The sequence below is a fragment of the Oceaniglobus ichthyenteri genome (genome assembly GCF_003057885.1).
Lineage (GTDB): Bacteria > Pseudomonadota > Alphaproteobacteria > Rhodobacterales > Rhodobacteraceae > Oceaniglobus > Oceaniglobus ichthyenteri.
Window position 1 is genome coordinate 45621 of sequence record NZ_QAGK01000010.1, and the last position, 26242, is coordinate 71862.

A 26242-nucleotide genomic window follows, 5' to 3' on the forward strand; every position below is an offset into this window, starting at 1 on the left:
TTGCGCAGTCGCCATCGCCGCGCTAGGTCATGCTGCAACCGCAGAATAAACCCGGAGTTCCCCATGCCCGCTGATGGACAAGACCTGAGCAGAGCCACCGCCACCCCGATCCTGACCGATCTTCTGGGCCTTACCGGCCAGGCCACAGGCGCGGTCGATACCCTGATCAGTCGCGCAACCGACACATTGCGCGCCATGGTCACCGTTGCGGGCCGGGTGTCGAACGCCAAGATCGAAGAGCATCAGGTCGCGGCGCATGGTCTGGCCTGGCTTGCCACCTATGGTGAGGCGTTGCGCCAGATGCAGGGTTGGGCCGAACGGTTGCAGGCCGAAGGCAAGTTTGGCGAAGTCGAACAATTGCTGCATCAAATCGCCTTTGGTGAATACCTGTGGCAGCTTTACGGCGGCCTGCCCATGTCACAGGGCGAAATCCTGCGCCCTCAGGATGTGGGCCTGTCACAGGACGATCAGCGCGCGCTGATGATCCCGGCGGTGATGACCCTGACCCAACACGGCAACACCCAAGCCGCCCGCACCCGGTTGGTTGACCTGATGCAGGAGCGCAGCGCCGAGATCACCGTTGGGGCAACCGGCCTGGATGACGAATTGGAGATGATCCGCGAACAATTCCGCCGCTTTTCGGTGGATAAGGTTGAACCCCACGCCCACGGCTGGCACCTGAACGATGAATTGATCCCAATGGAGATCATCACCGAAATGGCCGAAATGGGGGTTTTTGGCTTGACCATCCCCGAAGAATACGGCGGGTTCGGCCTGTCCAAGGCCAGCATGTGTGTGGTCAGCGAGGAATTGTCGCGCGGGTATATCGGCGTCGGGTCTTTGGGCACGCGCAGCGAAATCGCCGCAGAACTGATCCTGTGTGGCGGCACCGACGCGCAAAAGGAAAAATGGCTGCCCGGTCTGGCCAGTGCCGAAATCCTGCCCACGGCGGTGTTTACCGAACCCAACACCGGATCGGATTTGGGCGCATTGCGCACCCGCGCCGTGAAAGATGGCGACGATTGGAAAGTGACCGGCAACAAGACCTGGATCACCCATGCCGCGCGCACCAATGTGATGACCCTGCTGGCCCGCACCGACCCCGACACGACCGATTACAAAGGTCTGTCGATGTTTCTGGCCGAAAAAACCCCCGGCACCGATGACGCCCCCTTTCCCACCCCCGGCATGACCGGCGGCGAGATTGAGGTGTTGGGATACCGCGGGATGAAGGAATATGAACTGGCCTTTGATGGCTTTGCCGTTTCGGGTGAAAACCTGTTGGGTGGCGAAACCGGCAAGGGATTCAAACAGTTGATGGAAACCTTTGAATCCGCCCGCATCCAAACCGCCGCGCGCGCCATTGGTGTGGCCCAATCGGCGCTGGATGTGTCGATGAAATACGCGCAAGACCGCAAACAGTTCGGCAAATCCCTGATCGAATTTCCCCGTGTGTCGGGGAAATTGGCGATGATGGCGGTTGAAATCATGATCGCCCGGCAGCTGACCTATTTCAGCGCCCACCAAAAAGACGAAGGCAAACGCTGTGATCTTGAGGCGGGCATGGCCAAACTTCTCGGCGCGCGCATCGCTTGGGCCTGTGCCGATAACGGGCTGCAGGTGCATGGCGGCAATGGATTTGCCTTGGAATACAGCATTTCGCGGATTCTGTGTGACGCGCGGATCCTGAACATTTTTGAAGGCGCCGCAGAAATTCAGGCCCAGGTGATCGCGCGCCGTTTGCTGGGCTAAGGAATTTCCAAAACAACCCCAAGCGCGGTCTTGTCATTCAAGGCCGCGCTTGGCATGTCGGGGTATTAAAAAACTTTTGATCTTGATGGCGCTTGCCGGATGTGCGGGCGATGAAACGGTGTCGGGGTTCGTTGACCCCACCACGGAATTTGCCCTGGAATCCATCTCAGGCAGCCCCTTTGCCGCCCGCGCAACCATAACCTTTCCCGGCGCGGGCAAGGTGTTGGGCGAAGCGCCCTGCAACCGCTGGTCAGCCGCGCAAACCGCAACGCACCCGGCGGTAAACATCGAAAATATCCTGTCCACAAAACGGTTTTGCCCTGATCAAGCGTTGGAAGATCAATATTTCGACGCCCTGCGCGCCATGAGCCGGGTTGAGGCGACAGGCAATGTCGTGATCCTCAGCGATGGGTCAAACCGCGAAATGGTGTTTCGCGCTCAGAAATGACGGGCAAACAGATCAATCAACCGCTGCCGCGCCGCCGGTAACGGGCGATTGCCCAAGGACGGCGCCAAGTGGTGGTGCAAAAAATGCCCGGTGGTGCGCAGCCCCTGTTGCAACTCATCCGCCGATGCCGTGCCCTGGCCCAACATGCACAGGGGCAATGGCAACAACCGATCGGCCCATTCGCCCGCCCCCTGACGGCTGACCGCGCGGCCGGTACGTGGCGACACATAGGCCAGATCGTCATACCCCCCCGTCACCGCGCAAGACGTCAGATCCAGCGCAAAACCGGTTTGTTCAAGCAGCGCCTGTTCCCAGCGCAAATACTCCAGCGGCCAATCATCGTTATCGCCCAGCGCATCAAGCAAGGCGATGGAATGGGCGTAAAGCTGTGGCACCGGCTCGCGTTCAGGCAGGCAAAACGCCAACAGGCCGGTGATTGCATTCAGCCCCGCCAAAGGCAGACGATCAGCCATAAGCGCCGCACGGCTGGCCAATGGTTCCACAGTGAACGCGCCCAGATGATCTTCAAGCCGGGCGCGCCAGGTCAGGTCAAGCTGCGCACCGGGTTGCAGGATCGGCGCCATCTTCCGCCCTGCCCCGCCGCGCACCACACCGGCATGGCGGCCATGGGCGGGCGTGAACACATTGATAATTGCAGAGGTTTCGCCGTGGCGCAGCACGCTCAGCAGCACCCCCTGATCGCGCCAATCAATCATTCGGAAAAGCCGGGTTCATCCAACAAATGCCGCCCGGCGCGGTCCTCAACCTCGATCACCCAAAGATCGCCGTCAAAGCTGCGCTGTTTGGCGATACTGGCGTCCACGTCGCGTTCATCTCCTTGGGCCAACACCACCCAACTGCGCGTGTCGGTCATAAAATCGAACTGGCGCTGAAACGCCTGGGCCTGACCATCCAACGTGTTCAGCTTTACCAAAACCGCGCCCGCCGTGTCATCGCCATGGGCCACCACAAAGGCCGGAATATCAGCCAGCCGCAGCCGCGCCAGATATGCATCCACCCAAAACCGCGCCGTCAGCCGCATGTTGCCCTTTCCTGCCGCTCAATGCCCTACAGAACACCCCGGCGGACTGGCATCAATCGCCATCTTTGAAATCAAGCCCGATTTCGGAATACCGCGCCGCCTCATCCAACCAACCGGGCCGAACCTTGACCTGTAAGAACAGATGCACCTTGCGGCCCAGAAATGCCTCCAGCTCGGCCCGTGCCGCCTGTGACACAGCTTTGATCGTTTCGCCCTTCTTGCCCAGAATGATGCCCTTGTGCCCATCGCGCTGAACATAAATCAACTGTTCGATCCGGGCCGATCCGTCTTTCTTTTCTTCCCAGCTTTCGGTCTCGACCGTCAGCTCATAGGGCAATTCCTGATGCAACCGCAGGGTCAGCTTTTCGCGGGTCATCTCGGCGGCGATCATCCGCATCGGCAGATCGGCAATCTGATCTTCCGGGTACAACCACGGGCCAACAGGCAATTCCCCCGCCAACCACTTGCGCAAATCCTCAACGCCAAACCCCTTTTCCGCCGAAATCATGAAGGTTTCGGCAAACGGAAAGGCATCGTTCATTTTCTGGGTCAGCGCCAACAGAACCGGTGCCTCGACACGGTCGATCTTGTTGATCGCCAGAACCACCTTGCGCCCGGCGGTATGTTCGCCCAGGTTTTCCAAAATCGCCTGAACGCCTTCGGTCAGACCCCGGTGCGCCTCGATCATCAGAACCACGATATCGGCATCCCCGGCCCCGCCCCAGGCGGCCTTGACCATGGCGCGGTCCAACCGGCGGCGCGGGCGAAACAGGCCCGGCGTGTCCACAAACACAATCTGCGCCGCGCCCTCCATGGCCACACCGCGAATCCGCGCACGGGTGGTTTGCACCTTATGGGTGACGATTGAAATTTTCGCCCCCACCATACGGTTCAACAGCGTGGATTTGCCTGCGTTCGGTTCGCCAATCAGGGCCACAAACCCTGCGCGTGTGTCGGTCATATCTGTTCCATCCGGGAAAGAAGCGCACTGGCCGCGGCCTGTTCGGCGGCGCGTTTGCTGGTGGCTTGGGCAATTTCGGCCTCGCCCGTGGCCAGGCGCGCCTCAATGGTGAAAACCGGCGCGTGATCGGGGCCATCGCGGCGCAGTTCGATGTATTTGGGCGGGGATAATTTGCGCGCTTGCGCCCATTCTTGCAGGCTGGTTTTTGGGTCGCGCGCGTCGGTCTCGACCGTGTCGATCCGGGTGGCCCACAGGCGCAAGATCACATCCTGCGCCGCGTCAAACCCACCGTCCAGATAGACTGCGGCAATCACCGCCTCCATCGCATCGCCCAACAAAGCTTCTTTGCGCCGCCCACCCGAAATCATTTCGGACCGGCCCAGTTTCAGCACCGCCCCGATATCGATCTCACGCGCCACAGCGGCGCAGGCTTCCTTGCGCACCAGGGCATTGAAACGTGGTGCCAATTGTCCCTCGGCGGCGGCCGGGTCGGCGCGCAACAATGCCTCGGCCATGACCAGGCCCAGAACCCGGTCACCTAAAAACTCCAACCGCTGATTGTCGGGCCGCGTGGCCGATGAAATCGATGCATGGGTCACCGCATGCAACAAATGTTCAGGCGTCTGAAACCTGTACCCCAACCGCGCGCAAAACGCTGTAATATCCGCTGAAAGCTTCACTCAATCGCCTTGAAAAACCGATCACTGCGCCAGGTCCAAAAGAATAACATGGATTTGCCTGCCGACGAAAACATAACCCGATCCGCCCGGCCGATCAAATTGGCATAGGGCACAAACCCCACGCCCATGGCATTCTGGCTGACCCGGCTATCGGTCGAGTTGTCGCGATTGTCGCCCATGAAGAAATACTCGCCCGCCGGAACCGTATAAACCGGGGTATTGTCCAGCCGCGATTCGCGGATGTTCAAAATCGAATGGGTCGGACCATCGGGCAGGGTCTCTTTGAATTTACTCTTGATACAGTCCGCGCCAATCCCCACCCCGGCATTTTCACACTGGGGCAAATTGCCAACCGGGCCTTGCTGCTCGAACGTCTCGACAAACGTGCCGTCCGGCTCTTGCACCGCCTCGCGGCCATTCACAAACAACACACCGTCCGTAACCTGCACAGTATCACCGGGCATCCCGATCAACCGCTTGATGAAATCGCTGCCCGTCACCGGATGGCGAAATACCACCACATCACCGCGCTCGGGCTCTGATCCGAAAATACGCCCCGAAATCGGGCAAATCGCAAACGGGCAGGAATAGCGCGAATAGCCATAGGCCATTTTATTCACGAACAAAAAATCACCCACCAAAAGGGTGTCTTTCATACTGCCCGACGGAATCCAGAAGGGTTGAAAAAACAACGTGCGGAACAATCCCGCAATCAACAGGGCATAAACCACCGTCTTGACGGTTTCCATGATGCCATCTTTTGCGTCTGCCATTGCCTGTCCGCCTGTATTTGCCTGCCCGCGCTTCATGGGCGTCCGGGCCTGAGGTGTCAAGATTGCAATCCCAACGCCCGGCGCCCTCATTTCTGTTTCCTAAATATCCCGGGGGGTGCGGGGGGCTGGCCCCCCGCTGCGCTAACAATATGATCGCAAAGCGTTATTCAGGCACCGCCTCGATCACCACAAAGGCCTGTGCCCAAGGGTGGTCATCGGTCAGGGTCACATGGATCACGGCCTTGTGGCCCGGCGGGGTCATTGCGGCCAGGCGTTCTGCGGCCCAACCGGTCACCGCCATCACCGGTTGTCCCGTGGCCAGGTTCGACACCGCCATGTCTTTCCATGCGATTCCCATGCGCAATCCTGTGCCCAGCGCCTTTGAACAGGCCTCTTTCGCCGCCCAGCGTTTGGCATAGGTGGCGGGTTCGTGGGGGCGGCGCTTTGCCTTGCGCTGTTCGGTTTCTGTAAAGACCCGATTGCGAAACCGGTCGCCGTGGCGCTCCAGAACGCCGGCGATCCGGTCAATATTGGCCAGGTCAGTGCCGATCCCCAGGATCATTCAAGACACCCGTCGCGCCACACCCCATCGATCACCGGCGCGCGGTGTCCATGACGCTGCGCATCTGCGCGATGGCGGCAGGCAGGCCGGTGAATATCGCCTCGCCCATCAGGAAATGACCGATGTTCAATTCGCGCACCTCGGGAAAGGCGGCAATCGGCGGAACACTGTCAAAGGTCAATCCGTGCCCGGCATGCACCTCAAGACCCAAACCATGCGCATGGGTCGACATGGCGCGCAAACGTTCAAGTTCGGCGTCGCGTTCGCCGATCTGACCCGCCTCGTGAAAATCGCAATAGGCCCCGGTGTGCAATTCCACCACCTCGGCCCCCACCTCTGCGGCGGCGTCGATCTGGGCTGCGTCGGCGGCCACAAACAGCGACACACGGCATCCCGCATCGCGCAGGGGCGCGATGAACGCGGTCAGGCGTTTGGCGTCTTTCACCACCTCAAGCCCGCCTTCGGTTGTCCGTTCTTCCCGCTTTTCCGGCACGATGCATACGGCATGGGGTGCATGGCGCAGGGCGATGGCGTGCATTTCCTCGGTCGCGGCCATTTCGAAATTCAATGGAATGCTCAGCGCCGCCATCAACCGTTCAATGTCGGCATCGCGAATGTGGCGGCGGTCTTCGCGCAGATGGGCGGTGATGCCATCGGCCCCGGCACTTTGCGCCAACAGCGCCGCGCGCACGGGATCAGGCGTGACACCGCCCCGGGCGTTGCGCACGGTGGCCACATGATCAATATTCACGCCCAGCCGCAGACGATTTTCCGATTTTGACATCTCAAGTCCCCCTGTCAGCCAACGCTTGGCTCTTCAACCTTCAGTTTTGCCGCCTCAATCGCGGCGCGCCGTTTTTCGAAATTTCGTTTCAACCGCTTGATCCGTGACTTTTGATAGGCCGTGATCAGGGGCCGTGACGCAAAATAGGCCGCCAACCCGGCGATGACACCCGGAATAATCCCGCCCACCAGATAGGGCAGAAACACGTGGTCGAAAAACTGGCTCAGGCGGTGCCATTGCACCGGGTCCGCGGTGAAGATCGCCTTGAGATTGCTCCAGATTTCCAACGAAGCATAGGAAAACGCCGCCACAACCGATGGATGTGACAATTCGGCGCTGGCTTCGCCCAACATCCAACTGCCCAATCGCACCGATGCTGTCGCGATCAGCGGAAATGTCAAAGGGTTGCCCGCAAAGGTGCCCAACACGGCGGCCAGGATATTGCCCCGCATCATCCACGCAATGGCGGCGGCAGTGACAAAGTGAAAACCGAACAGCGGCGTGAAGCTGACAAAAACACCTGCGGCAATGCCGCGGCTGATCTTGTGCGCCGGATCGGGCAAACGGCGCAACCGGTGAACAACGTATTGCCCAGCCCGCAACCATCCGCCCCGCGGATAGAAGAACTCTCCAATTGCTTGAAGATACGAACGAGGGGTGCGTCGCTTGAACACCACGGCTTTGATTTTCCTCTGGCCCTAGGGTTTCTGGTTCAGATCGCGATGGCGGCGAATGGTGGCCACGTCGCTGTCGGCCTCCAGCGCCAGGCGCACCGCATGCATATGTTCGACATCACGCAGTTCCACATCAATGATAAGGCGATAGAAATCCTGTTTTCTGTCACTGAAGTGCAAGTCAGAGATATTGGCCTTCTGCTCTCCAATCAAGGTGCATAACCGCCCCAGCACCCCGGCGTCATTGCTGATCGTCATGTCAAAGCTGACCTGATGCACGGCGGCATGGGGCCCCGAATGCCATGTCAGATCGACCCAGCGGTCGGTTTCTTCCTCAAAATCAATCAAGGCCGGGCAATCGATCGCGTGAATCATCACGCCCTTGCCGCGATAGGTGATGCCGACGATGCGCTCACCGGGCACCGGTTGACAACAGGCGGCGCGCTCAAAACTCTGGCCCGGCGACAGCCCGACAATGGCGCGACTTGGCTCGATCTCGCCGCCCGGCTGGATCACCAGTTCGGGGTACAACGTTTGCACCACCTGACGGGCGTTCAGCTCGGCCGATCCCAGACGCGCCAGCAAGGCATCGCTGTCGGGCAGATCCAGCCGTTTTGCGGCAGTGATCAGCGCCCGGTCGCTGACCCGTTTGCCAACGTGGTCAAAGGCAACCCGCGCCAATTCAAGACCCAGCTTGATATACCGCGCGCGGTCTTCTTCACGCAAGGATCGCCGGATCGCCGTTTTCGCACGCCCCGTGGCGGCAATATCCAGCCATGTCACCTGCGGGCGCTGCCCCTGGGCCGTCATGATTTCGACCGACTGGCCATTTTTCAGACGCGTCCACAGCGGCACGCGAATGGCATCCACCTTGGCCCCGACACACCGATCACCGATGCTGGTGTGGATCGCATAGGCGAAATCCAATGGCGTCGCCCCACGCGGCAACGGCACCACATCGCCCTTGGGGGTGAAACAGAACACCTGATCGATGTACATTTCCAACTTGACCGCTTCGAGGAAATCTTCGTGATCCTCGGCGCTGTCCAGGCGTTCGGTCATGGTGGCAATCCATTGCACCGGGTCCACCGCAAACGGGTTTTGCACCCGAACGCCATCACGGTACGACCAATGGGCGGCCACGCCGGTTTCGGCGACTTCGTGCATTTGCCGGGTTCTGATCTGTACCTCGACACGTTTGCCATCGCGCCCCGATACCGTGGTGTGGATACTGCGGTAACCGTTGGATTTTGGCTGGCTGATGTAATCCTTGAACCGGGTCGGCACGGCGCGCCATCGCTGGTGAATCGCCCCCAGAATGGCGTAACATTCCGTTTCGGTTTCGCAAATCACCCGAAATCCGTAAATGTCGGAAAGCCGCGAAAACGTCAGCTTTTTCTCCTCCATCTTGCGCCAGATGGAATAGGGTTTCTTGGCCCGGCCAAGGACCTGGGCCTTGATCCGCGCCTTGGTCAATTCATGCTGGATATCGCCGGTGATCTTGTGGATCACATCGCCGGTTTCACGCTGCAGCTTGATAAACCGGCGGATGATGCTGGTGCGCCCTTCCGGGTTCAACACCTCGAACGCCAGATCCTCAAGTTCGTCGCGCATCCATTGCATACCCATGCGCCCGGCAAGGGCGGCAAAGATATCCATGGTTTCGCGGGCTTTCTGGGCCTGTTTGGCCGGACGCATCGATTTGATCGTGCGCATGTTGTGCAGCCGGTCAGCCAGTTTTACCAAAATCACGCGCATGTCTTTCGACATCGCCATGAACAGTTTGCGAAAATTCTCGGCTTGTTTGGTTTCGGTGCTGTTCAGCTGCAGATTGGTCAGCTTGGTCACACCATCGACCAGTTCTGCGATCTCGGTGCCGAATTTTTCAGCCACCTCGCCATAGGTCGATTTGGTGTCTTCTATGGTGTCATGCAGCAATGCGGTGACGATGGTGGCATCGTCCAACTGCATTTCAGCCAGAATCGAGGCGACGGCGACCGGGTGGGTGAAATATGGCTCGCCCGAATGGCGATACTGCCCCTCGTGCATCGCCTGGCCATAGGCATAGGCATCGGCCAAAAGCTGTGCGTTGGTCTTGGGGTTATAGGCGCGGACCAGGCCGATAAGGTCGTCAACTGTGGTCATCTGGTCCGCCGCCATGCGCTGTGCGCGGTTTATTGCTGCCCCTGTGCTTCCATCAAAGCACGCAACAGTTTCTCTTCGCTCATGTCATCTTCGGCGGGCTTGTCTGGTGCGCCGCCCCCCATAAGAAGCGCCATGGAATCTTCTTCCGGCTCATCGACTTCGATCTGGGTCTGGTGCGATTCGATCATCCGCTCACGCAGATCATCGGCCTTTTGGGTTTCTTCGGCAATTTCGCGCAAGGATACGACAGGGTTCTTGTCGTTGTCACGATCCACGGTCAGTGGGGCACCTGCGGTGATTTCGCGCGCACGATGCGCCGCCAACAACACCAGCTCAAACCGATTGGGAACTTTATCAACGCAATCTTCAACGGTCACGCGGGCCATGGGAATCTCCGTTTATGGACAGGAAAGCCTGAAGGATGACACTTACGCCCCCTCAAAACGCTTGACAACCACCAAACACTGTAAATGTCACGGGTTAATTGGGATAACTTGCTGTTTATCGTCATTTGGCAGGGCCTGCGCCATCTGACGCACCGACAAACCCGATACCGGGTGCACCCAATCGGCGGCAATATCCATCAGGGGAATCAGCACAAAGGCCCGTTCGGCCAGGCGCGGATGCGGAGAGATCAGCACATCCGGCGCTGTGTTGATCTGTTTTTCCAATGGCAAATCGCGCCAGGCGGTGAATGTCGCCAGATCAGGCAACACCCGATCCCCATAGGCGAGCAGATCCAGATCCATCGTGCGGTTGCCCCAGCGCTGAGCCCGCTTGCGCCCCAGCGTGTTTTCAACCCCATGCAGATGCGTCATCAGATCAACAGGCGACAGGGTGGTTTCAACGGCAATTGCCGCGTTCACGTAATCGGGCCCCGCCCCGGCCGGAAAACACGGAGTTTTGAACAGCCGACTTTGGGCGATGATCCGGCACGACGGGCCATCCACCAAAACAAGAGCCTGTTCAATCGCTTGGCTCAATGTTTGATTTCCCAGGGTTGTGTTTGCCCCCAATGCAACCAATACTCGCGCAGCGATCGGGGTGGGATTGGACGCTTGCCCCACGTTTTAAAAACCCTAAATAAGTTTCAAACCTTGGATCGCGCTATCAGTTCCAGCTCACGGACACCAGCGACCAGGGAGATTATGAGGAATAAATTTCATGTTTTACAAAGACGAACGGCTGGCGCTGTTCATTGACGGGTCGAATCTTTACGCCGCCGCGAAAGCGTTGGGATTTGATATCGACTATAAACTGTTGCGCCAGGAATTCATGCGGCGCGGCAAACTGCTGCGCGCATTCTATTACACTGCCCTGCTGGAAAACGATGATTACTCGCCGATCCGGCCGCTGGTCGATTGGCTGCACTACAACGGGTATAACATGGTCACCAAACCGGCCAAGGAATACACCGACAGTCAGGGCCGCCGTAAGGTGAAAGGGAACATGGATATCGAACTGTGCGTCGATGCCATGGAACTGGCCCCACGGGTGGATCATATCGTGCTGTTTTCCGGCGATGGCGATTTTCGGCCTCTGATCGAAAGCCTGCAACGCAGTGGCGTGCGCGTTTCCGTGGTCTCCACCGTGCGCAGTCAGCCACCGATGATATCGGATGAGTTGCGCCGTCAGGCCGACAATTTCATCGAGCTGGACGAGCTGAAAGATGTCATTGGCCGCCCACCGCGCGACCCCCGCGAAGAGGATCGTGAACTGCACGAGATGGCAGGCGAATAACCCGCCGCTGTTTCCCTGAAAGACCCATTCCGGCGTGACCGGGCTGGGCGCAATGTTTGTGGCGGCCTTTGCGGCGGCCACATTTTTGCCGTTCCCATCCGAGGTGTTGTTCGCCGGATTGCAACTGGGCGGTGAGACGTCGCTGTTTGCGCTTATCCTTGTGGCCAGCATCGGCAACACCTTGGGATCTTTTGTAAATTACGCCATCGGCTGGCAGGTTGACAGGTTCACCGGCACCCGTTGGTTTCCCATCACCCATGCGCAACTGGAACGCGCGCAGGTGTGGTATGCGAAATATGGCGTCTGGACGCTGTTGTTGTCCTGGGCACCCCTGGGCGATGCAATCACTTTGGTTGCGGGGGTGATGCGCACGCCCTGGTGGTTGTTTTTGTTGCTGGTCGCATTCGCCAAAACCGCGCGCTATGTGGTCATGGCGGCCCTGACCGCGGGCGTGATTGCCGGGATCGGTTAATCCGCCGCGCTGGCGGCGTTCATTTCATTGTGCCTTGCGATGATTTCGGCAGGCCAGGTTGATTTGATATAGGCCAGTGTGGCGGCGATTTCTGCATCGCTCAGCACGTCGCCGTATCCTATCATATCGCTTTCATACCCCTGCCCGACCAGTGCCGCGACGCCGTATTTGGTGAGGGCAAACAGGTGTGCATCGGAATGGTGCCAGGTGTGGCCGGTGGGGTCATGGGGTGGGGCGGGCAATACCCCCGATGGCAGGCGCGTGCGCCAGTTTTCCTGGCCTTCCAATGCGGCCCCATGGCACGACGCACAATTTTGTGCATAAAGTTCGGCGCCCCGGGCCACAACATCCGGATCGTCATAGGCAAAAATCTGACCGGCGCGCGGGGCGGAATCGGCCATGCTCCACAGGCTGATGGCAACAACCGCAACGACCGGCAGGGCAAAGGTGGACAGCACGATGGGTTTCACAAGAGCTCCTTTTCGATTTTTGGCACTTTGCCAGACTCCCCCAGGGGGAACCCAAATCACAAACACGCGACCTTTGGGGGGCTGGACGCATGGCGCGCGGTTGATTACCTCTGTGCTACGCCAAAAGGACCATCGCCATGACCAAACCGCCCCTTACCCTTTATCTTGCCGCGCCACGCGGATTTTGCGCCGGGGTGGACCGGGCGATCAAGATTGTCGAACTGGCGATTGAAAAATGGGGCGCGCCGGTGTTCGTGCGCCATGAAATCGTGCACAACAAATTTGTCGTTGACGGGCTGCGCGCCAAAGGTGCCGTGTTTGTCGAGGAATTGGAAGATTGCCCCACCGACCGCCCGGTGATCTTTTCCGCCCATGGTGTGCCCAAATCAGTGCCCGCGGCGGCCGAAGCGCGGCAGATGGTCTATGTCGATGCCACCTGCCCCCTGGTCAGCAAAGTGCATATCGAGGCAGCGCGCCATCACGAACGCGGTTTGCAAATGATCATGATCGGCCACGCGGGCCACCCCGAAACCATGGGCACCATGGGCCAATTGCCCGAAGGCGAGGTGTTATTGGTGGAAACCGAGGCCGACGTGGCGAATGTGACACCGCGCGATCCCGAAAAATTGGCCTTCATCACCCAAACGACCCTGTCGGTGGATGACACGATCGGCATCGTCGCCGCCCTGAAGGCGCGGTTTCCCGCCATTGTCGGGCCGCACAAGGAAGACATCTGTTATGCCACCACCAACCGCCAGGAGGCGGTCAAGGCGATGGCGCCCAAATGCGATGCCATGCTGGTCATCGGCGCGCCCAATTCCAGCAATTCGCGACGTCTGGTCGAGGTGGGGCGCACCGCCGGTTGCGCCTATTCGCAACTGGTACAGCGGGCCGATGACATTGATTGGCGCGCGCTGGAGGGCATCACCAGCATCGGCATCACCGCCGGGGCCAGCGCCCCCGAGGTATTGGTAAACGAAGTGATCGACGCCTTTCGCGCCCGGTTCGATGTGACCGAGGAAATGGTGGAAACCGCTGTCGAGAACGTAGAATTCAAGGTGCCGCGCGTGTTGCGCGAACCGGCCTGATGGCCACAGCTTTTGATCCCGAACCGGTGCTGGCCACCATCGCCGCAGGTTGCATCCCCCGCAACGCGCCGGTCCGGTTTTGCTGGTCAACTTGCCACCCCTGCCCTATCTGACACGGCTATGAAACCAACCATTCCTCTTTCTGCGCTCTGCCTTGGTCTTGCCGGGCTTATTCCGTTTGTCTGGGGGGCGCTGACGGTGGTGTTTCCCGATTTTGGCCTGCAGGCGGCGCGCATCGTTGGGCCCCGGTTTGTCGGGCCTTATGTGCAACTGGCCTATGGCACGGTGATCCTGGCGTTCATGTCCGGTGTGCTGTGGGGGTTCGCCACCAAGGTTGAAGGGAAGGCCGCCGCCATCGGATACGGCCTGTCGGTGCTGCCGGCACTTTGGGCGTTTTTCTTTGTGGGGGGCGGCCCGGTTTCTGCGGCGATATACCTGATATTCGGGTTTCTTGGCCTGCTGATCCTTGACTTTCAATTCTGGCGCTGGGGGCTGGCCCCACCGTGGTGGATGCAGTTGCGCATCCTGCTCAGCGTCGTTGTTGTGGGCTGTCTGTCCATCGGAGTCTTTTGACGCCAACGGGAACCGACCCGATGCCCGGCGCGTTCAAGAACGTGTGATGCGGAATTATGCATAATTGGGGGCGCCATGGCTTCGGAACTTGAAGGGCTACGCCGGGGCGTCAATACCTTGGTTGTTTTATCACTGTTTGCGCTGGCCTATGTCGCGCGCGATCTGCTTTTGCCGGTTCTGGCGGGGCTGTTGATTGCGCTTACGCTGCGCCCGTTCTCGCGCGGGATGCAGCGCGCGGGGTTTCCACCCGGTGTTGCCGCCTTTGTTTTGATATTGGGCGTCACCTTTTTGCTGTTGGCGCTGGCTCTTGGTTCGGCGGGGGCAGTGAATGCCCTGGTCGACGAAAGCGCGACCATGCAGTTTCAACTGAAACAGCGCCTGCGCGGTTTGTTCCTGTCGATCAACGACATGCAGAACGCCACCAAAGAGGTGGAAGACATGGCCCGCATGGGCGAGCCGGAAAAGACCGAAGTTGTGGTTCAGCAACCATCGCTTTTGAACAGCGCGGTCAGCTCTGCCGGGATGATTGGCGGCACGATTGCCGTGGCCCTGGTGTTTGCCACATTCCTGTTGGCGTCGGGCGATGTGATGCTGACCAAGGTGGTGCAATCCTTTCCAAAGCTCAGTGACAAGAAACGCGCCCTGACCACCGTGTATGAAATTGAGCGCAACGTGTCGCGCTATTTGCTGACGATCACGCTGATCAACGCATTGCTGGGGGTGGCGGTCACGCTGGCGATGTTCGCGATCGGGCTGCCCTATCCTTATGTGTGGGGCATGATGGCCTTTGCGCTGAACTTTCTTCCTTATCTTGGGGCATTGATCGGGGCGGCCATCGTTGCGGCATTTTCCGTGGTCAGTTTTGATTCGCTCGGCTATGCCGCGCTGGCGCCGGTTGCCTTTCTGACCCTGACCACCATCGAGGGTCAGTTCGTCACCCCGACGGTGATCGGACGGCGGTTGTCGATGAATCCGATTGCGGTATTTCTGGCCGTGGTTTTGTGGGGTTGGCTTTGGGGCATTGCCGGGGCTTTGGTGGCGGTGCCGATCCTGGTGGTGTTCAAGGTGATCTGCGACAACACCGGCCCGCTTAAAACATTCGGGCAATTCCTCAGCGGCGCGGCCCCGGTCACGTCATAGCCCGGTGAAGCCCGAGGGGACTGGCCTCGGAGGTCGGCTTCGCCTATGACGGCGGCGACATATTCTGGGACATACCGATGGCTGAACTTTTCGCCTATACCGATGGCGCCTGTAGCGGCAACCCCGGCCCCGGCGGTTGGGGCGCGCTGATGATTGCCCGCGAAGGCGGCAAGGTGATCAAGGAACGCCCGCTCAGCGGCGGTGAACCCCTGACCACCAACAACCGTATGGAACTGTTGGCCGCCATCGGCGCGCTGGAATCCCTGTCACGCGACAGCGAAATCACCGTCGTCACCGATAGCCAATATGTGAAAAACGGCGTGACCACATGGATTCATGGCTGGAAGCGGAACGGTTGGCGCACCGCCCAGAAAAAGCCGGTGAAAAACGAAGATCTGTGGAAACGTCTGGATGCCGCACAGGCCCGCCACAATGTGACCTGGGCCTGGGTCAAGGGCCACGCGGGCCACCCCGAAAACGAACGTGCCGATGAATTGGCCCGCGCCGGGATGGCCCCGTTCAAGGCAGGCAAATGACCATTCTTCCCCTGCTTGATTTTGCGGCGGTGTTCATCTTTGCCCTGACCGGCGCATTGGTGGCCAGCCGGGCGCAATTGGACCTGATCGGGTTTTCCGTTCTTGCGGGCCTGACCGGCGTGGGCGGGGGCAGCATGCGTGATGTGCTGTTGGGGCGGGACACGGTGTTCTGGATTGCCGAACCCACCTATCTGGTGGTGATCGGTGCGGCGGCTGTTTTCATCTTCTTCACCGCCCATCTGGTGGAAAGCCGCCATCACTGGGTGTTGTGGCTGGATGCCGCGGCATTGGCGGTTGCCGTGCCTGCCGGTGTCGGTGTCGCGCTGGCGCTTGATGCGCCGCCGCCGATCGTGATTGTCATGGGGGTGATCACGGGCTGTGCCGGGGGATTGATGCGCGATGTCGTCGCGAACGAGGTGCCATTGTTGCTGAAACAGGGCGAAATTTATGCCACCGCCGCCGTCGCCGGGGCAATTGCCGCGCTGATCATGCCTGAGGTCGAACTGGGCGGGTTTGGCCCCCTAGCGGTTTGCGGAATTGTCACCTTTGCGCTGCGGGGCGGATCGTTGATGTTTGGCTGGAAATTGCCCGTCTATCGCGCCCGCCCGCCGCGCGGCTAACCCAGGCTGGGCGGCAACGTCAGACCGCGCAGGATATCGCCGCTGTTCATGGCCGATTTACCGGCCCGCTGCGCCTGTATGATGCGCACGGCCCCGGTGCCACAGGCAATGGTGAACCCCTGTAACACCGTGCCCGGCGCGCCCTGCCCGGCCACCGGTTCGGCGCGCAACAGTTTCACCCGCTCGCCCGCAATATCGCACCATGCGCCGGGAAAAGGCGACAACCCGTTGATATGGCGCGCCACCTCGTCGGCGGGTCTGGCCCAATCCACCCGCGCCTCGGCCTTGTCGATCTTGGCGGCATAGGTCACGCCCTGATCGGGCTGTGGCGTGGCGGTGAGGCCCGGCAGATCGCCCAAGGCTTGAACAATCAGATCGGCGCCCATTTCTGACAACCGGTCATGCAGATCGCCGGTGGTATCGGTCGGGCCAATCGGCAGGGCTGCACGCAACAGCACCGGGCCGGTGTCCAACCCTGCCTCCATCTGCATGATGCAAACGCCGGTTTCCTCGTCGCCCGCCATGATCGCCCGGTGAATCGGTGCCGCCCCGCGCCAGCGCGGCAAAAGCGAGGCGTGAATGTTCAAACACCCGTGGCCGGGCGCATCCAGCACCGCTTGGGGCAGGATCAGACCATAGGCCACAACAACCGCCACATCGGCCCTGAGTGCGGCAAAATCGGCCTGTGCCTCGGGGGATTTCAACGATTTCGGATGGCGCACCGGCAGGCCCAGCGTTTCGGCCCAGGCATGCACGGCGGTGGGGCGGTCTTTTTTACCGCGTCCGGCGGGGCGGGGCGGCTGTGTATAAACACAGGTGATCGTATGATCGCGCGCCAGCGCCCGCAGGATCGGCACAGAAAAATCGGGCGTGCCCATGAATATGATGTTCAACTGTGCCTCCTGTGGTTAGGCGCGGCTTAGCCCGGCGCGGGGGCCGGTGTAAACCCGCCCGCCGCCGCGCCCTTGGGCAATGTCACCCGGCGCAGGCGCAGGGCGTTGGAAATCACGAACACGCTGGACAATGCCATCGCCCCCGCCGCCAGCATCGGCGACAGCAACGTGCCGCTGATCGGGTACAAAACCCCCGCCGCCACCGGGATCAGCGCCGTGTTATAGGCAAAGGCCCAGAACAAGTTCTGACGGATATTGCGCAGGGTCGCGCGGCTGACCACCATTGCCTTGGCCACCCCGTTCAAATCGCCCGACATCAACACCACATCGGCGGTTTCCATCGCCACATCGGTGCCGGTGCCCAGCGCAATGCCCACATCGGCCGCGGCCAGCGCGGGCGCGTCGTTGATGCCATCGCCGACAAAGGCCAGGGTTTTGTCGCCCCTCAACTGCTCGATCGCGGCGACCTTGCCATCGGGCATGACGCCGGCAACCACATGTTCAATGCCCAGATCGCGGGCAATGGCGCGGGCTGTCGCCTCTTGATCGCCAGTGACCATGGCCAGGGTCAGGCCCATCGCACGCAATTCGGCCAAAGCGGCGGGCGTGCTGGGTTTGATCGGGTCGGCCACGCCGATCACGGCGGCAAGTTCGCCATCAATCGCGGCAAACATCGCCGAACGCCCCTGATTGGCAATCCGCGCGCTTTGCTCGGCCAACGGATCAACCGCCACATCGATTTCGGCCATGAACCGGGCGGTACCGATGCGCACGGCGCGCCCGCCCACCCGGCCTGACACGCCCTGCCCGGTGTGAGATTGAAAATCATCCACCACGGGCAGGGTCTGGCCTGCTGCCGCACGGGTGATGGCACGGGCAATCGGGTGTTCTGATTGCGCCTCAAGGGCGGCAAGCAACGGCAGAACATCGTCCCGCTGCAATCCGGCCGCCAGTTCAAGATCGGTCAGCTCAGGGCGGCCTTGGGTCAAGGTGCCGGTTTTATCAAACGCGATCACCCCAACCTCGGACAGGGATTGCAGCGCGTCGCCCTTGTGAAACAGCACGCCCATTTCGGCGGCGCGCCCGGTGCCCACCATCACACTGGTTGGCGTGGCCAGACCCATGGCACAGGGGCACGCCACGATCAAAACCGACACCCCCGCCACCAGCGCGAATGTCAGCGCCGGATCGGGGCCGAACACCAACCATGCCAGAACCGTGGCGGCGGCAATCGCCAATACGGCCGGTACGAAAATCGCGGTGATCCGGTCGGCCATGGCCTGAATCGGCAGGCGCGCGCCTTGTGCCTCTTGCACCATGCGCACGATGCCCGACAGCACCGTGTCAGCCCCCACCGCCGTGGCGCGAATGCGCAACGCGCCGGTGCCGTTGATCGTGCCGCCCACCACGGTGTCGTCGGTGGTTTTGGCCACGGGGGCCGGTTCGCCGGTGATCATGCTTTCGTCAACCCAACTGTCACCCGACATGACCTGCCCGTCCACCGGAATACGCGCGCCGGGGCGGGCCAATACCACATCGCCGGGGGCAAGTGTGGCGATGTCCTGTTCAACCGTTTCGCCATCACGCTCAACCAAAGCCACACGCGGTTGCAGGCCCATCAGCCCGCGAATCGCAGCACCGGTGCGCCCCTTGGCCCGCGCCTCAAGCGTGCGACCCAAAAGGATCAGGGTGACAATCACCGCCGCCGCCTCAAAATACACGGCGCGGCTGGCCGCGGGCAAAAGCGTGGGCGCAAACAGCGCCACAGTGGAATATAGCCAGGCCGCGCCGGTGCCCAGCGCCACCAATGCGTTCATGTCAGGTGCCCGGCGCATCAGCGCAGGCCAGCCCTTGGTGATGAACCGCCGACCGGGAAAGACCAGAACAGCCGTGGTCAGAACGAATTGGATCATCCAACTGGTCGTATGACCGATGGTCTGGCCGATAAGATGATGAAATGCCGGAATCAAATGCCCGCCCATTTCCAAAATGAACACCGGCAGGGTGAGCACGGCAGCGATAATCGTATCGCGCGTCAAAATCGCCGCCTCATCGGGTTTGGTGTCGGGCTGTGCAGTGTCATCTTGGGGAATCACCGGATATCCGGCGGCCCGCGTCGCGGCGGTGATGGCGTCGGGTGTTGCCGCGCCTTCGGCCCATGTCACCTGTGCCGTTTCGGTGGCCAGATTAACGCTGGCCTCAACCACGCCGGGGATCGCCAACAGCGCCTTTTCGGCGCGCCCCACACAAGACGCACAGGACAGGTTTTCAACATCGAACTGCGCGGTGTGCATTTTGGCGGGATAGCCCGCTTCGCGCAACGCCTGAGCAACCTGCGCCATACTGGCGTCGTCCATCGTGACCCGCGCGGTGGTGGTGGCCAGATTGACCTGTGCCGCGGTGACGCCGGGCACGGTTTTGATCGCCTTTTCCGCCCGCCCCACACATGAGGCACAATTCAGTCCCTCAAGTTCAAAAGTGATATCTGCCATAGGATTTCCTTTCCCTGGCAGAGATAGGCCCTCCACCCACTGGAGGGTCAAGGGCCGCCTAGCGCAATTTGGCCGCCTTTTTCAAAAGCATCGCGCGTTTGGTGCGGCTCAGGCGGTCAAAATACATCTTGCCGTTCAGATGATCGATCTGGTGTTGCACGCTGGTGGCCCACAGGCCGACAAAATCGCGCTGTTCCACCGCACCTGCGGCATTCACAAACCGTACCGTTACGGCGCGGGGCCGGGTCACGGGGGCGGCCAGACCGGGCAGGTTTGGCGATGCCTCCTGGTGCAGCCGTGGTTCGATACTGGCATGCAGGATTTCGGGGTTGGCCATGCGCACCGCCTGACCGCGCTTTTCCGAGGCATCCACCACCGCCAGACGCAGCATCACGCCCAATTGCGGTGCGGCCAGACCGACGCCGGGCATCGCCTCCATCGCCTCGATCATCTCATCCCACAGGGCGCGGATGTCATCGGTGATTTCCGGCACCATTTCGGCGGGGGTCTGCAACCGTTTGTCGGGCCACATCACATAGGGGCGCGGCGTCATGGCAAAACCTCGGCTTCAAACGTTGCGCGCTGATCGGGCGACATGTGATCAAACAGGGTCACGCCATTCAGATGATCCAGCTCGTGCTGCGCACAGGTGGCGGCAAACCCGCTCAGCATGGCCCGATGCGCGGCACCCGTCAGATCCTGCCAGGACAGCGTGAGTGTGTCAGGGCGCGTTACCTGAACCGGCAGATCGGGAATCGAAAGGCAGCCTTCGGTTTCGGCGCGCTGATCGGCGCTGGCGGCAATGATCGCCGGATTGATACAGATCCAAGGGTCCGGCGCGCCGTCTTTCCACGTTACATCCATGACAAACACCCGCCGTGTCACGCCGATTTGCGGCGCTGCCAAACCCCGCCCCGAGGCATCATACATCGTTTCCAACATATCATCGGTGAGCGCTGTAAGAGCATCATCAAACACAGTGACCGGCGCACACACAGCCCGCAACACCGGATCAGGCCACAGCACAATGGGCCGGATCACGCGCGCTGCCGTTCGCGTTTCAGTTTCACCATCTTGCGGGTGATCATCTGACGGCGCAGGGGTTTGAGATAATCAATGAACAACTTGCCGTTCAGATGGTCAATTTCATGCTGCACACAGGTGGCCCACAACCCGTCAAACCGTTCGCTGTGCTCGCCCATCTTCAAATCATTCCAGCGCACCTCGACCTCGGCGGGGCGCTCGACCTCGCCATATTGTTCGGGGATCGACAGGCACCCTTCTTCATAGACCGATTGCGCGTCGCTGGCCCATGTCACGGTGGGGTTCAGCATGACGATCGGGCGCGGCGCGGCGCCGTCCTCTTTTACGCAATCGACCACGATCAAACGCTGCATCACCCCCACCTGGGGCGCGGCCAATCCAATGCCCGGCGCGTCATACATGGTTTGCAACATGTCATCGGCCAACCGGCGCAAATCGTCAGACACGTCCTGCACGGGGGCGGCGACCTTTTTCAGGCGCGGATCGGGATGGATGAGAATATCAAGAATGGCCATTTGCGGGATGTATGACGTGCCGGAAGGTTTTGCAATATCACCCGCGCGAATGGGGCTTTACCCGGCGGCGCAACGCCTTAGGCTAGACAAAAATAGGCCAAAGGACGAAAATCCATGAGTTTTGACGATATAATTGACCGGCGCGGCACCCATTGCATGAAATGGGACATGATGGAGCCCCTGTATGGTGTGCCACGGGACGAGGGCCTGTCCATGTGGGTGGCCGATATGGATTTCCGCCCCCCCGCCTGTGTGCAAAACGCGGTGCAAAACATGGTTGACCATGGGATTTACGGCTATTTTGGCGACGATACCGATTATCTGGCCGCCATCCAGTGGTGGATGCAAACGCGCCACGGTTGGACGGTTGACCCCGATTGGGTGTTCACCACCCACGGTCTGGTCAACGGCACCGCGATGTGCCTGGATGCGTTTACCGCACCGGGCGATGGGATCGTGTTGTTCACGCCCGTTTATCATGCCTTTGCCAAAGTGATCAAAGCCGCCGGTCGCCGCGTGGTTGAATGCGAGATGGCGTTGGATCAGGGGCGCTATACCCTCGATTTTGACCGCTGGGATGCGCAACTTGACGGCTCGGAAACCATGCTGATCCTGTGTTCGCCCCACAACCCCGGCGGCCGCGTCTGGACCCGCGAAGAACTGACCCAGGTGGCCGAATTTGCAAAGCGTCACGATCTGATTCTGGTCAGTGATGAAATTCATCACGATCTGGTATTTCCCGGCCACAGCCATATTCCCATGGCCCATATCGACGGGATCGAAGACCGGCTGGTGATGATGACGGCCACCACCAAAACATTCAACATCGCCGGATCCCATGTTGGCAACGTGATCATCGCCGATCCCGAATTGCGCGCCCGGTTCGGCGCGCGGATGGCGGCATTGGGCCTGTCGCCCAATTCATTCGGGCTGTTCATGGCCACGGCGGCCTATTCGCCCGACGGCGCCGCCTGGGTCGATGATTTGATGACCTATCTGGATGGCAACCGTAAAGTATTTGACGAAGGGGTGAACGCGATTCCCGGCCTTTCCTCGGTTTCGCTTGAGGCGACGTACCTGAGCTGGGTCAATTTTGAGGGCACCGGGATGAAACGCGAAGAATTCAGCCGTCGTGTCAGCCAGGATGCCAAAATCGCCGCCAATGCCGGGCCGACATTCGGCACGGGCGGCGAACATTTCCTGCGGTTCAACATCGCCACGCCGCGTGCACGGATCAAAGAGGCCGTCGCGCGGCTGACAGACGCTTTTGGAGATTTGCAATAAGGAGGCGGCCCTGCGGGCCGGGTTGGGGGCTTTGCCCCCGGCCTTTCAGGCCTCCCCCAAGATATTTTCAGCAAGAAAAAACCCTGTGCGATTCATTGAATATTAACCAAAATCACGAAATCTCATCATGCGGTACAGGCTGGGAAGCCGATGACCGTGCAAGGAAAAGCCGCCCCGTTTCATTTTGACACATCTGAAATGGGGCGCATTTCTGTGTTTTTTCTTGCTATAAATATCCAAAAGGCGCGTGTCCCTTCGGGCGCGGCGCAAATTGGATTGGCGCAGAGCGCTTGACTTTCACGGCGTCCCCGCCGATATGGCGTGTAACCGCCGCCCTCTGCCGCGTGAGCAGATTTGCCCGAAACCGGGCACACTCGGGGCCGCGACGATCACTAAAGTTTCCCACATCACGCAGGGGGGCAGCGCTTTGACGGCCACGGGGCATCCGGCCCAGCGGTCAGATCGCGGCGCAACCTGCACTTTCGCCCGGGGCAGACCTGGGGCGTTTGACCGTTTCATACGGCAGGCCATGGGGCGTGCCGTGACAAAGGATTTACTATGGATTTCGACATGTTGGGCCTTGCGCCCAAGATCGTTTCTAACCTCACTGCCTTGGGCATCACCGAGCCAACGCCGATTCAGAAACAGGCGATTCCGCATGCGATGAATGGCCGCGATGTGATGGGTCTGGCGCAGACCGGCACCGGCAAAACCGCGGCGTTTGGCCTGCCGTTGATTCACACGCTCAGCAAACTGGGCGTAAAGCCCAAGCCACGTTCGGTTCACGGGCTTATCCTGGCACCGACACGGGAACTGGCCAATCAGATCGCCGAAAACCTGCGCGCTTATACCGGTGGGTCGCACCTTTCCGTGGCGATTGTTGTGGGCGGCGTCAGCATCAACCGCCAGATCAATCGCCTTGAGCGTGGCGTAGATCTGTTGGTTGCCACGCCTGGCCGTTTGATGGATCTGCTGGATCGTCGCGCTGTTACATTGAGCGACGCCAAATTCCTGGTTCTGGATGAGGCAGATCAGATGCTTGATCTTGGCTTTATCCACGCTTTGCGCAAGATTGCGCCGTTGCTGGCCAAGGATCGCCAGACCATGCTGTTTTCGGCCACGATGCCAAAGCAGATGAACGAAATCGCCAGTGTGTATCTGACCGATCCGGTGCGTATCGAAGTGGCCCGCCCGGGCCAGACCGCTGACAATATCACCCAATCGGTGCATTTCATCGCCCAGGCCGAAAAGCAGGGGTTGTTGATGGATCTGCTGAAAAAGCACCCCGATGAGCGGGCCTTGGTGTTTGGACGCACCAAGCATGGCAGTGAAAAACTGATGAAAAACCTGGATCGTGCCGGGTTTTCCACCGCATCGATCCATGGCAACAAAAGTCAGGGACAGCGGGATCGCGCGATCGCCGATTTCAAGGCTGGCAAGATCAAGGTGTTGGTCGCCACCGATGTGGCCGCGCGCGGCATCGACATTCCCGAGGTGATGTTCGTGTATAACTACGACCTGCCCAACGTTGCCGAGAATTATATTCACCGCATCGGGCGCACCGCGCGGGCCGGGGCCAGCGGCCAGGCCATTGCATTTTGCGCGCCAGATGAGATGCCGTATCTGAAAGACATCGAAAAAGTGATGAAATCAGGGATCGATGTCGCGTCGGGCCGCCCATGGGAGGTTGTCGGCGGTGCAAAACCCGCACGTCGGCGCGGTGGCGGCGGCGGCAAACCCCAGGGTCAGCGCAAGCCGCAGGCCGGCAAACCGGCAACAGGTGGTGGACCCAGACGGCGGCGTCGCGCGGCCTAGGCGGTTGCCACTCGGTAAATAAAACTGCGCACGGGCCCGGGAAACAATCCTTGGGCCCGGCGTTATCAAGGCTGAATTGCCTCGGTTAGGTCAGCAAACCCGCCGGGGTGAAATCATCGGGTGCGAAATCGCGCGGCGGGCGGTCGAACACCGGTGTGTTTTGCTTGAACTCATACACCATTTCGTCACGCTCCTGACCGCTGGCCACGATCAGACAGCGGCCCATGTGACGCGGGCCATCATACAGGTCAACATGGCCCCGCAGATGTGGTGCGTCGGCCGCACTCAGGGCAAACCCCTGATCCCAATACCGCAAAACCACATACTCCTGATCCCCCACCTGCACATGCATCCGGCCTTTGCGGCGGGCGGCATCGCGGCGGGCCTTGTCCAATCCGTCTTTCACCTCTTGCGGTAGATATTCCAGCATCACAGCCTCCGAAAGCGTTGGCGTTATCTTAACAGACGTCACCGGCGTGCGATCCGTCAAGTGTTTGGGCGCCGGACCCTTCAAATAGAGCGCAAATTTATGACAGGATTGTTAATCTCACCCTTTCAATGGCGAAACATCGGTCATTTTGAACAACGCGCCAGGCGAATCGGGGCCATAGGACAGGCGGCCATGCCACTGTGCACAGAATCGGTTCCAATGCGGGCGGCTGATCCGACCGGGGAACGCCGCCCCATGGCTTGACACAGGCGGTGGCCGGGTTGATGCATGGCACCATGACTGACACTGCCCGCTGTTGCAGCCCCGAAATGGTGAAACCCACCCTGCCCGATCAAACGCTGCCCACAGGCGGCAATGTCGCGCGCGACTGTGTGCCGGTGCCCGGGGGGCGGGCGGTTTTAGGCACCGACAGACCGGTTTTTCCGGTGGATGAGGAAGGCCCGGCGCGCCGCGCCACGGTAAAGCCCCTGTGGTGGGAACGGGGCACCGTCAGCAATGCCGCCTTTGCCCGGTTCGTCGACGCCACCGGATACCAGACCGAGGCCGAGCGGTTTGGATGGTCGTTTGTATTCTGGTCCCATGTTCCGGAACAACAGGGGCCAACCCACGCCGTGCAGGGTGTTGAATGGTGGCGCCGCGTCGATGGCGCGTGTTGGCACCGCCCCACCGGGCCACAGGGCGGCGCGCCCTTGGCCGATCATCCGGTGGTGCATATCGCCTGGACCGATGCGCGCGCCTATGCCGCCTGGGTCGGGGGCCGATTGCCGCGCGAGGCCGAATGGGAACACGCCGCACGGGGGGGATTGGGCGATGTGCGCTATCCCTGGGGTCATGAGGCGCCCACCGATGCGGGCCCGTTTCGTTGCAACATCTGGCAAGGGCGGTTTCCCGATCACGACACCGGGGCCGATGGATTTACCGGCACCGCCCCAACCCACAGTTTTCCGGCCAACGGATACGGATTGTTCAACATGGTCGGCAATATCTGGGAGTGGAGCAGTGATCCGTTTCGCCTGCGCACATTGAAACGGGCGGCGCGTCAGGTGGCAAATGCCCCCCGCAAGCTGTTGAAAGGCGGATCATTCTTGTGCCACGAATCCTATTGCCACCGCTATCGCATTGCCGCCCGTATCGGCAACACCCCCGACAGCACAACAACCCATACCGGATTTCGCGTCGTATACGACACGCCCCCCCTGAAACCCGATCCATGATGGCGATCTGTGCACAGGCGCGGGGCGGGCGTGCTGTGACGCTGGTATCGCAAGGGCCGACAATCGGGTAAACA

General features: G+C 60.4%; 30 protein-coding genes. 12 read left to right on the forward strand and 18 right to left on the reverse strand.

What is annotated here, in order from left to right; all coding sequences use genetic code 11:
• Positions 1 to 63: 63 nt before the first annotated feature.
• Both C8265_RS14500 and C8265_RS14505 read left to right on the forward strand, forming a co-directional pair.
• Complete coding sequence (locus C8265_RS14500) at positions 64 to 1752, forward strand: acyl-CoA dehydrogenase family protein (RefSeq protein WP_108484744.1); 1689 nt, start codon at positions 64 to 66, stop codon at positions 1750 to 1752.
• 85 nt (positions 1753 to 1837) lie between these two features.
• On the forward strand, positions 1838 to 2200 hold the full coding sequence (locus tag C8265_RS14505; RefSeq protein ID WP_108484745.1) for an META domain-containing protein: 363 nt from the start codon (positions 1838 to 1840) through the stop codon (positions 2198 to 2200).
• Here the strand turns inward: C8265_RS14505 and recO are convergent.
• From recO to folK, 11 genes are all read right to left on the reverse strand, one after another.
• The gene (recO, locus tag C8265_RS14510) at positions 2191 to 2916 is read right to left on the reverse strand and encodes a DNA repair protein RecO (RefSeq protein ID WP_108484746.1); all 726 of its coding nucleotides are present in this window, start codon (positions 2914 to 2916) and stop codon (positions 2191 to 2193) included. The two genes, C8265_RS14505 and recO, sit on opposite strands and share 10 nt — an antisense overlap.
• Positions 2913 to 3242: a DUF1491 family protein gene (locus C8265_RS14515; RefSeq protein ID WP_108484747.1), complete on the reverse strand. Its 330-nt coding sequence runs from the start codon at positions 3240 to 3242 to the stop codon at positions 2913 to 2915. The genes recO and C8265_RS14515 overlap by 4 nt, the downstream gene beginning before the upstream one ends.
• Positions 3243 to 3294: 52 nt before the next feature.
• Positions 3295 to 4203 (reverse strand): GTPase Era, encoded by a 909-nt coding sequence (gene era, locus C8265_RS14520; protein ID WP_108484748.1) that lies wholly within the window; start codon positions 4201 to 4203, stop codon positions 3295 to 3297.
• Positions 4200 to 4883 carry a ribonuclease III gene (rnc, locus tag C8265_RS14525; RefSeq protein ID WP_108484749.1) on the reverse strand — a complete coding sequence of 228 codons (684 nt, stop codon included), beginning with the start codon at positions 4881 to 4883 and terminating at the stop codon, positions 4200 to 4202. The genes era and rnc overlap by 4 nt, the downstream gene beginning before the upstream one ends.
• Positions 4880 to 5656, reverse strand: a complete 777-nt coding sequence (lepB, locus tag C8265_RS14530; protein ID WP_108484827.1) for a signal peptidase I — start codon at positions 5654 to 5656, stop codon at positions 4880 to 4882. The genes rnc and lepB overlap by 4 nt, the downstream gene beginning before the upstream one ends.
• A 163-nt stretch (positions 5657 to 5819) precedes the next feature.
• Complete coding sequence (acpS, locus tag C8265_RS14535; RefSeq protein ID WP_108484750.1) at positions 5820 to 6218, reverse strand: holo-ACP synthase; 399 nt, start codon at positions 6216 to 6218, stop codon at positions 5820 to 5822.
• Between the two features lie 31 nt (positions 6219 to 6249).
• On the reverse strand, positions 6250 to 7002 hold the full coding sequence (locus C8265_RS14540; RefSeq protein ID WP_108484751.1) for a pyridoxine 5'-phosphate synthase: 753 nt from the start codon (positions 7000 to 7002) through the stop codon (positions 6250 to 6252).
• A gap of 14 nt (positions 7003 to 7016) precedes the next feature.
• Entirely contained in the window at positions 7017 to 7604 is a 588-nt protein-coding gene (locus tag C8265_RS14545; RefSeq protein WP_240611097.1) for a DUF2062 domain-containing protein, read from the reverse strand.
• A 96-nt stretch (positions 7605 to 7700) separates the two neighbouring features.
• The gene (locus C8265_RS14550; protein ID WP_108484829.1) at positions 7701 to 9821 is read right to left on the reverse strand and encodes a RelA/SpoT family protein; all 2121 of its coding nucleotides are present in this window, start codon (positions 9819 to 9821) and stop codon (positions 7701 to 7703) included.
• Positions 9822 to 9850: 29 nt separating this feature from the next.
• Positions 9851 to 10207: a DNA-directed RNA polymerase subunit omega gene (rpoZ, locus tag C8265_RS14555; protein ID WP_108484752.1), complete on the reverse strand. Its 357-nt coding sequence runs from the start codon at positions 10205 to 10207 to the stop codon at positions 9851 to 9853.
• 87 nt (positions 10208 to 10294) lie between these two features.
• On the reverse strand, positions 10295 to 10888 hold the full coding sequence (folK, locus tag C8265_RS14560) for a 2-amino-4-hydroxy-6-hydroxymethyldihydropteridine diphosphokinase (protein ID WP_206050343.1): 594 nt from the start codon (positions 10886 to 10888) through the stop codon (positions 10295 to 10297).
• 97 nt (positions 10889 to 10985) lie between these two features.
• On the opposite strand from folK, the gene C8265_RS14565 reads away from it, so the two are divergent.
• Positions 10986 to 11561 carry a LabA-like NYN domain-containing protein gene (locus C8265_RS14565; RefSeq protein WP_108484753.1) on the forward strand — a complete coding sequence of 192 codons (576 nt, stop codon included), beginning with the start codon at positions 10986 to 10988 and terminating at the stop codon, positions 11559 to 11561.
• 34 nt (positions 11562 to 11595) lie between these two features.
• Positions 11596 to 12033 carry a YqaA family protein gene (locus C8265_RS14570; protein ID WP_338065788.1) on the forward strand — a complete coding sequence of 146 codons (438 nt, stop codon included), beginning with the start codon at positions 11596 to 11598 and terminating at the stop codon, positions 12031 to 12033.
• Here the strand turns inward: C8265_RS14570 and C8265_RS14575 are convergent.
• A complete protein-coding gene (locus C8265_RS14575; protein WP_108484832.1) occupies positions 12030 to 12434 on the reverse strand; it encodes a c-type cytochrome in 405 nt (134 codons plus the stop codon). The genes C8265_RS14570 and C8265_RS14575 overlap by 4 nt on opposite strands.
• A gap of 206 nt (positions 12435 to 12640) precedes the next feature.
• Between C8265_RS14575 and ispH the strand changes: the two genes are divergently transcribed.
• From ispH to C8265_RS14600, 5 genes are all read left to right on the forward strand, one after another.
• The gene (ispH, locus tag C8265_RS14580; RefSeq protein WP_108484754.1) at positions 12641 to 13591 is read left to right on the forward strand and encodes a 4-hydroxy-3-methylbut-2-enyl diphosphate reductase; all 951 of its coding nucleotides are present in this window, start codon (positions 12641 to 12643) and stop codon (positions 13589 to 13591) included.
• Positions 13592 to 13711: 120 nt separating this feature from the next.
• A complete protein-coding gene (locus C8265_RS14585) occupies positions 13712 to 14164 on the forward strand; it encodes a DUF3429 domain-containing protein (protein WP_108484755.1) in 453 nt (150 codons plus the stop codon).
• 75 nt (positions 14165 to 14239) lie between these two features.
• The gene (locus C8265_RS14590; protein ID WP_108484756.1) at positions 14240 to 15304 is read left to right on the forward strand and encodes an AI-2E family transporter; all 1065 of its coding nucleotides are present in this window, start codon (positions 14240 to 14242) and stop codon (positions 15302 to 15304) included.
• Positions 15305 to 15381: 77 nt separating this feature from the next.
• Positions 15382 to 15840 (forward strand): ribonuclease HI, encoded by a 459-nt coding sequence (gene rnhA / locus C8265_RS14595; protein ID WP_108484757.1) that lies wholly within the window; start codon positions 15382 to 15384, stop codon positions 15838 to 15840.
• Positions 15837 to 16460: a trimeric intracellular cation channel family protein gene (locus tag C8265_RS14600; protein ID WP_108484758.1), complete on the forward strand. Its 624-nt coding sequence runs from the start codon at positions 15837 to 15839 to the stop codon at positions 16458 to 16460. The genes rnhA and C8265_RS14600 overlap by 4 nt, the downstream gene beginning before the upstream one ends.
• Here the strand turns inward: C8265_RS14600 and fmt are convergent.
• Genes fmt through def (C8265_RS14625) form a run of 5 tightly spaced genes read right to left on the reverse strand, consistent with a single transcriptional unit; the run spans position 16457 to position 21404 of the window.
• Positions 16457 to 17353, reverse strand: coding sequence for a methionyl-tRNA formyltransferase (gene fmt / locus C8265_RS14605; RefSeq protein WP_108484759.1), 897 nt, complete (start codon positions 17351 to 17353; stop codon positions 16457 to 16459). The two genes, C8265_RS14600 and fmt, sit on opposite strands and share 4 nt — an antisense overlap.
• 26 nt (positions 17354 to 17379) lie before the next feature.
• Positions 17380 to 19845, reverse strand: coding sequence for a heavy metal translocating P-type ATPase (locus C8265_RS14610; protein ID WP_108484760.1), 2466 nt, complete (start codon positions 19843 to 19845; stop codon positions 17380 to 17382).
• Between the two features lie 58 nt (positions 19846 to 19903).
• Complete coding sequence (def, locus tag C8265_RS14615; RefSeq protein ID WP_108484761.1) at positions 19904 to 20398, reverse strand: peptide deformylase; 495 nt, start codon at positions 20396 to 20398, stop codon at positions 19904 to 19906.
• The gene (def, locus tag C8265_RS14620) at positions 20395 to 20886 is read right to left on the reverse strand and encodes a peptide deformylase (protein ID WP_108484762.1); all 492 of its coding nucleotides are present in this window, start codon (positions 20884 to 20886) and stop codon (positions 20395 to 20397) included. Before def (C8265_RS14620) ends, def (C8265_RS14615) begins: the two co-directional genes overlap by 4 nt.
• Positions 20883 to 21404: a peptide deformylase gene (def, locus tag C8265_RS14625; RefSeq protein WP_108484763.1), complete on the reverse strand. Its 522-nt coding sequence runs from the start codon at positions 21402 to 21404 to the stop codon at positions 20883 to 20885. Before def (C8265_RS14625) ends, def (C8265_RS14620) begins: the two co-directional genes overlap by 4 nt.
• Positions 21405 to 21518: 114 nt before the next feature.
• Between def (C8265_RS14625) and C8265_RS14630 the strand changes: the two genes are divergently transcribed.
• Positions 21519 to 22688: a MalY/PatB family protein gene (locus C8265_RS14630; RefSeq protein WP_108484764.1), complete on the forward strand. Its 1170-nt coding sequence runs from the start codon at positions 21519 to 21521 to the stop codon at positions 22686 to 22688.
• A gap of 558 nt (positions 22689 to 23246) precedes the next feature.
• Positions 23247 to 24503, forward strand: coding sequence for a DEAD/DEAH box helicase (locus C8265_RS14635; protein ID WP_108484765.1), 1257 nt, complete (start codon positions 23247 to 23249; stop codon positions 24501 to 24503).
• An 85-nt stretch (positions 24504 to 24588) separates the two neighbouring features.
• Here C8265_RS14635 and C8265_RS14640 read toward each other — a convergent pair whose 3' ends face one another.
• Entirely contained in the window at positions 24589 to 24933 is a 345-nt protein-coding gene (locus tag C8265_RS14640) for a hypothetical protein (RefSeq protein WP_108484766.1), read from the reverse strand.
• 296 nt (positions 24934 to 25229) lie between these two features.
• Here C8265_RS14640 and C8265_RS14645 point away from each other — a divergent pair, with 296 nt between their 5' ends.
• Positions 25230 to 26168 carry a formylglycine-generating enzyme family protein gene (locus C8265_RS14645; RefSeq protein WP_108484833.1) on the forward strand — a complete coding sequence of 313 codons (939 nt, stop codon included), beginning with the start codon at positions 25230 to 25232 and terminating at the stop codon, positions 26166 to 26168.
• Positions 26169 to 26242: the final 74 nt, after the last annotated feature.

What these genes read in the sequence shown, in the direction of transcription:
- C8265_RS14500 (WP_108484744.1), top strand. Translation starts at nt 64, where the DNA reads ATGCCCGCTGATGGACAAGACCTGAGCAGAGCCACCGCCACCCCGATC.
- C8265_RS14505 (WP_108484745.1), top strand. Translation starts at nt 1,838, where the DNA reads ATGGCGCTTGCCGGATGTGCGGGCGATGAAACGGTGTCGGGGTTCGTT.
- recO (WP_108484746.1), bottom strand. Translation starts at nt 2,916, where the DNA reads ATGATTGATTGGCGCGATCAGGGGGTGCTGCTGAGCGTGCTGCGCCAC.
- C8265_RS14515 (WP_108484747.1), bottom strand. Translation starts at nt 3,242, where the DNA reads ATGCGGCTGACGGCGCGGTTTTGGGTGGATGCATATCTGGCGCGGCTG.
- era (WP_108484748.1), bottom strand. Translation starts at nt 4,203, where the DNA reads ATGACCGACACACGCGCAGGGTTTGTGGCCCTGATTGGCGAACCGAAC.
- lepB (WP_108484827.1), bottom strand. Translation starts at nt 5,656, where the DNA reads ATGGCAGACGCAAAAGATGGCATCATGGAAACCGTCAAGACGGTGGTT.
- acpS (WP_108484750.1), bottom strand. Translation starts at nt 6,218, where the DNA reads ATGATCCTGGGGATCGGCACTGACCTGGCCAATATTGACCGGATCGCC.
- C8265_RS14540 (WP_108484751.1), bottom strand. Translation starts at nt 7,002, where the DNA reads ATGTCAAAATCGGAAAATCGTCTGCGGCTGGGCGTGAATATTGATCAT.
- C8265_RS14550 (WP_108484829.1), bottom strand. Translation starts at nt 9,821, where the DNA reads ATGACCACAGTTGACGACCTTATCGGCCTGGTCCGCGCCTATAACCCC.
- rpoZ (WP_108484752.1), bottom strand. Translation starts at nt 10,207, where the DNA reads ATGGCCCGCGTGACCGTTGAAGATTGCGTTGATAAAGTTCCCAATCGG.
- C8265_RS14565 (WP_108484753.1), top strand. Translation starts at nt 10,986, where the DNA reads ATGTTTTACAAAGACGAACGGCTGGCGCTGTTCATTGACGGGTCGAAT.
- C8265_RS14575 (WP_108484832.1), bottom strand. Translation starts at nt 12,434, where the DNA reads ATGGCCGATTCCGCCCCGCGCGCCGGTCAGATTTTTGCCTATGACGAT.
- ispH (WP_108484754.1), top strand. Translation starts at nt 12,641, where the DNA reads ATGACCAAACCGCCCCTTACCCTTTATCTTGCCGCGCCACGCGGATTT.
- C8265_RS14585 (WP_108484755.1), top strand. Translation starts at nt 13,712, where the DNA reads ATGAAACCAACCATTCCTCTTTCTGCGCTCTGCCTTGGTCTTGCCGGG.
- C8265_RS14590 (WP_108484756.1), top strand. Translation starts at nt 14,240, where the DNA reads ATGGCTTCGGAACTTGAAGGGCTACGCCGGGGCGTCAATACCTTGGTT.
- rnhA (WP_108484757.1), top strand. Translation starts at nt 15,382, where the DNA reads ATGGCTGAACTTTTCGCCTATACCGATGGCGCCTGTAGCGGCAACCCC.
- C8265_RS14600 (WP_108484758.1), top strand. Translation starts at nt 15,837, where the DNA reads ATGACCATTCTTCCCCTGCTTGATTTTGCGGCGGTGTTCATCTTTGCC.
- C8265_RS14610 (WP_108484760.1), bottom strand. Translation starts at nt 19,845, where the DNA reads ATGGCAGATATCACTTTTGAACTTGAGGGACTGAATTGTGCCTCATGT.
- def (WP_108484761.1), bottom strand. Translation starts at nt 20,398, where the DNA reads ATGACGCCGCGCCCCTATGTGATGTGGCCCGACAAACGGTTGCAGACC.
- def (WP_108484763.1), bottom strand. Translation starts at nt 21,404, where the DNA reads ATGGCCATTCTTGATATTCTCATCCATCCCGATCCGCGCCTGAAAAAG.
- C8265_RS14630 (WP_108484764.1), top strand. Translation starts at nt 21,519, where the DNA reads ATGAGTTTTGACGATATAATTGACCGGCGCGGCACCCATTGCATGAAA.
- C8265_RS14635 (WP_108484765.1), top strand. Translation starts at nt 23,247, where the DNA reads ATGGATTTCGACATGTTGGGCCTTGCGCCCAAGATCGTTTCTAACCTC.
- C8265_RS14640 (WP_108484766.1), bottom strand. Translation starts at nt 24,933, where the DNA reads ATGCTGGAATATCTACCGCAAGAGGTGAAAGACGGATTGGACAAGGCC.
- C8265_RS14645 (WP_108484833.1), top strand. Translation starts at nt 25,230, where the DNA reads ATGACTGACACTGCCCGCTGTTGCAGCCCCGAAATGGTGAAACCCACC.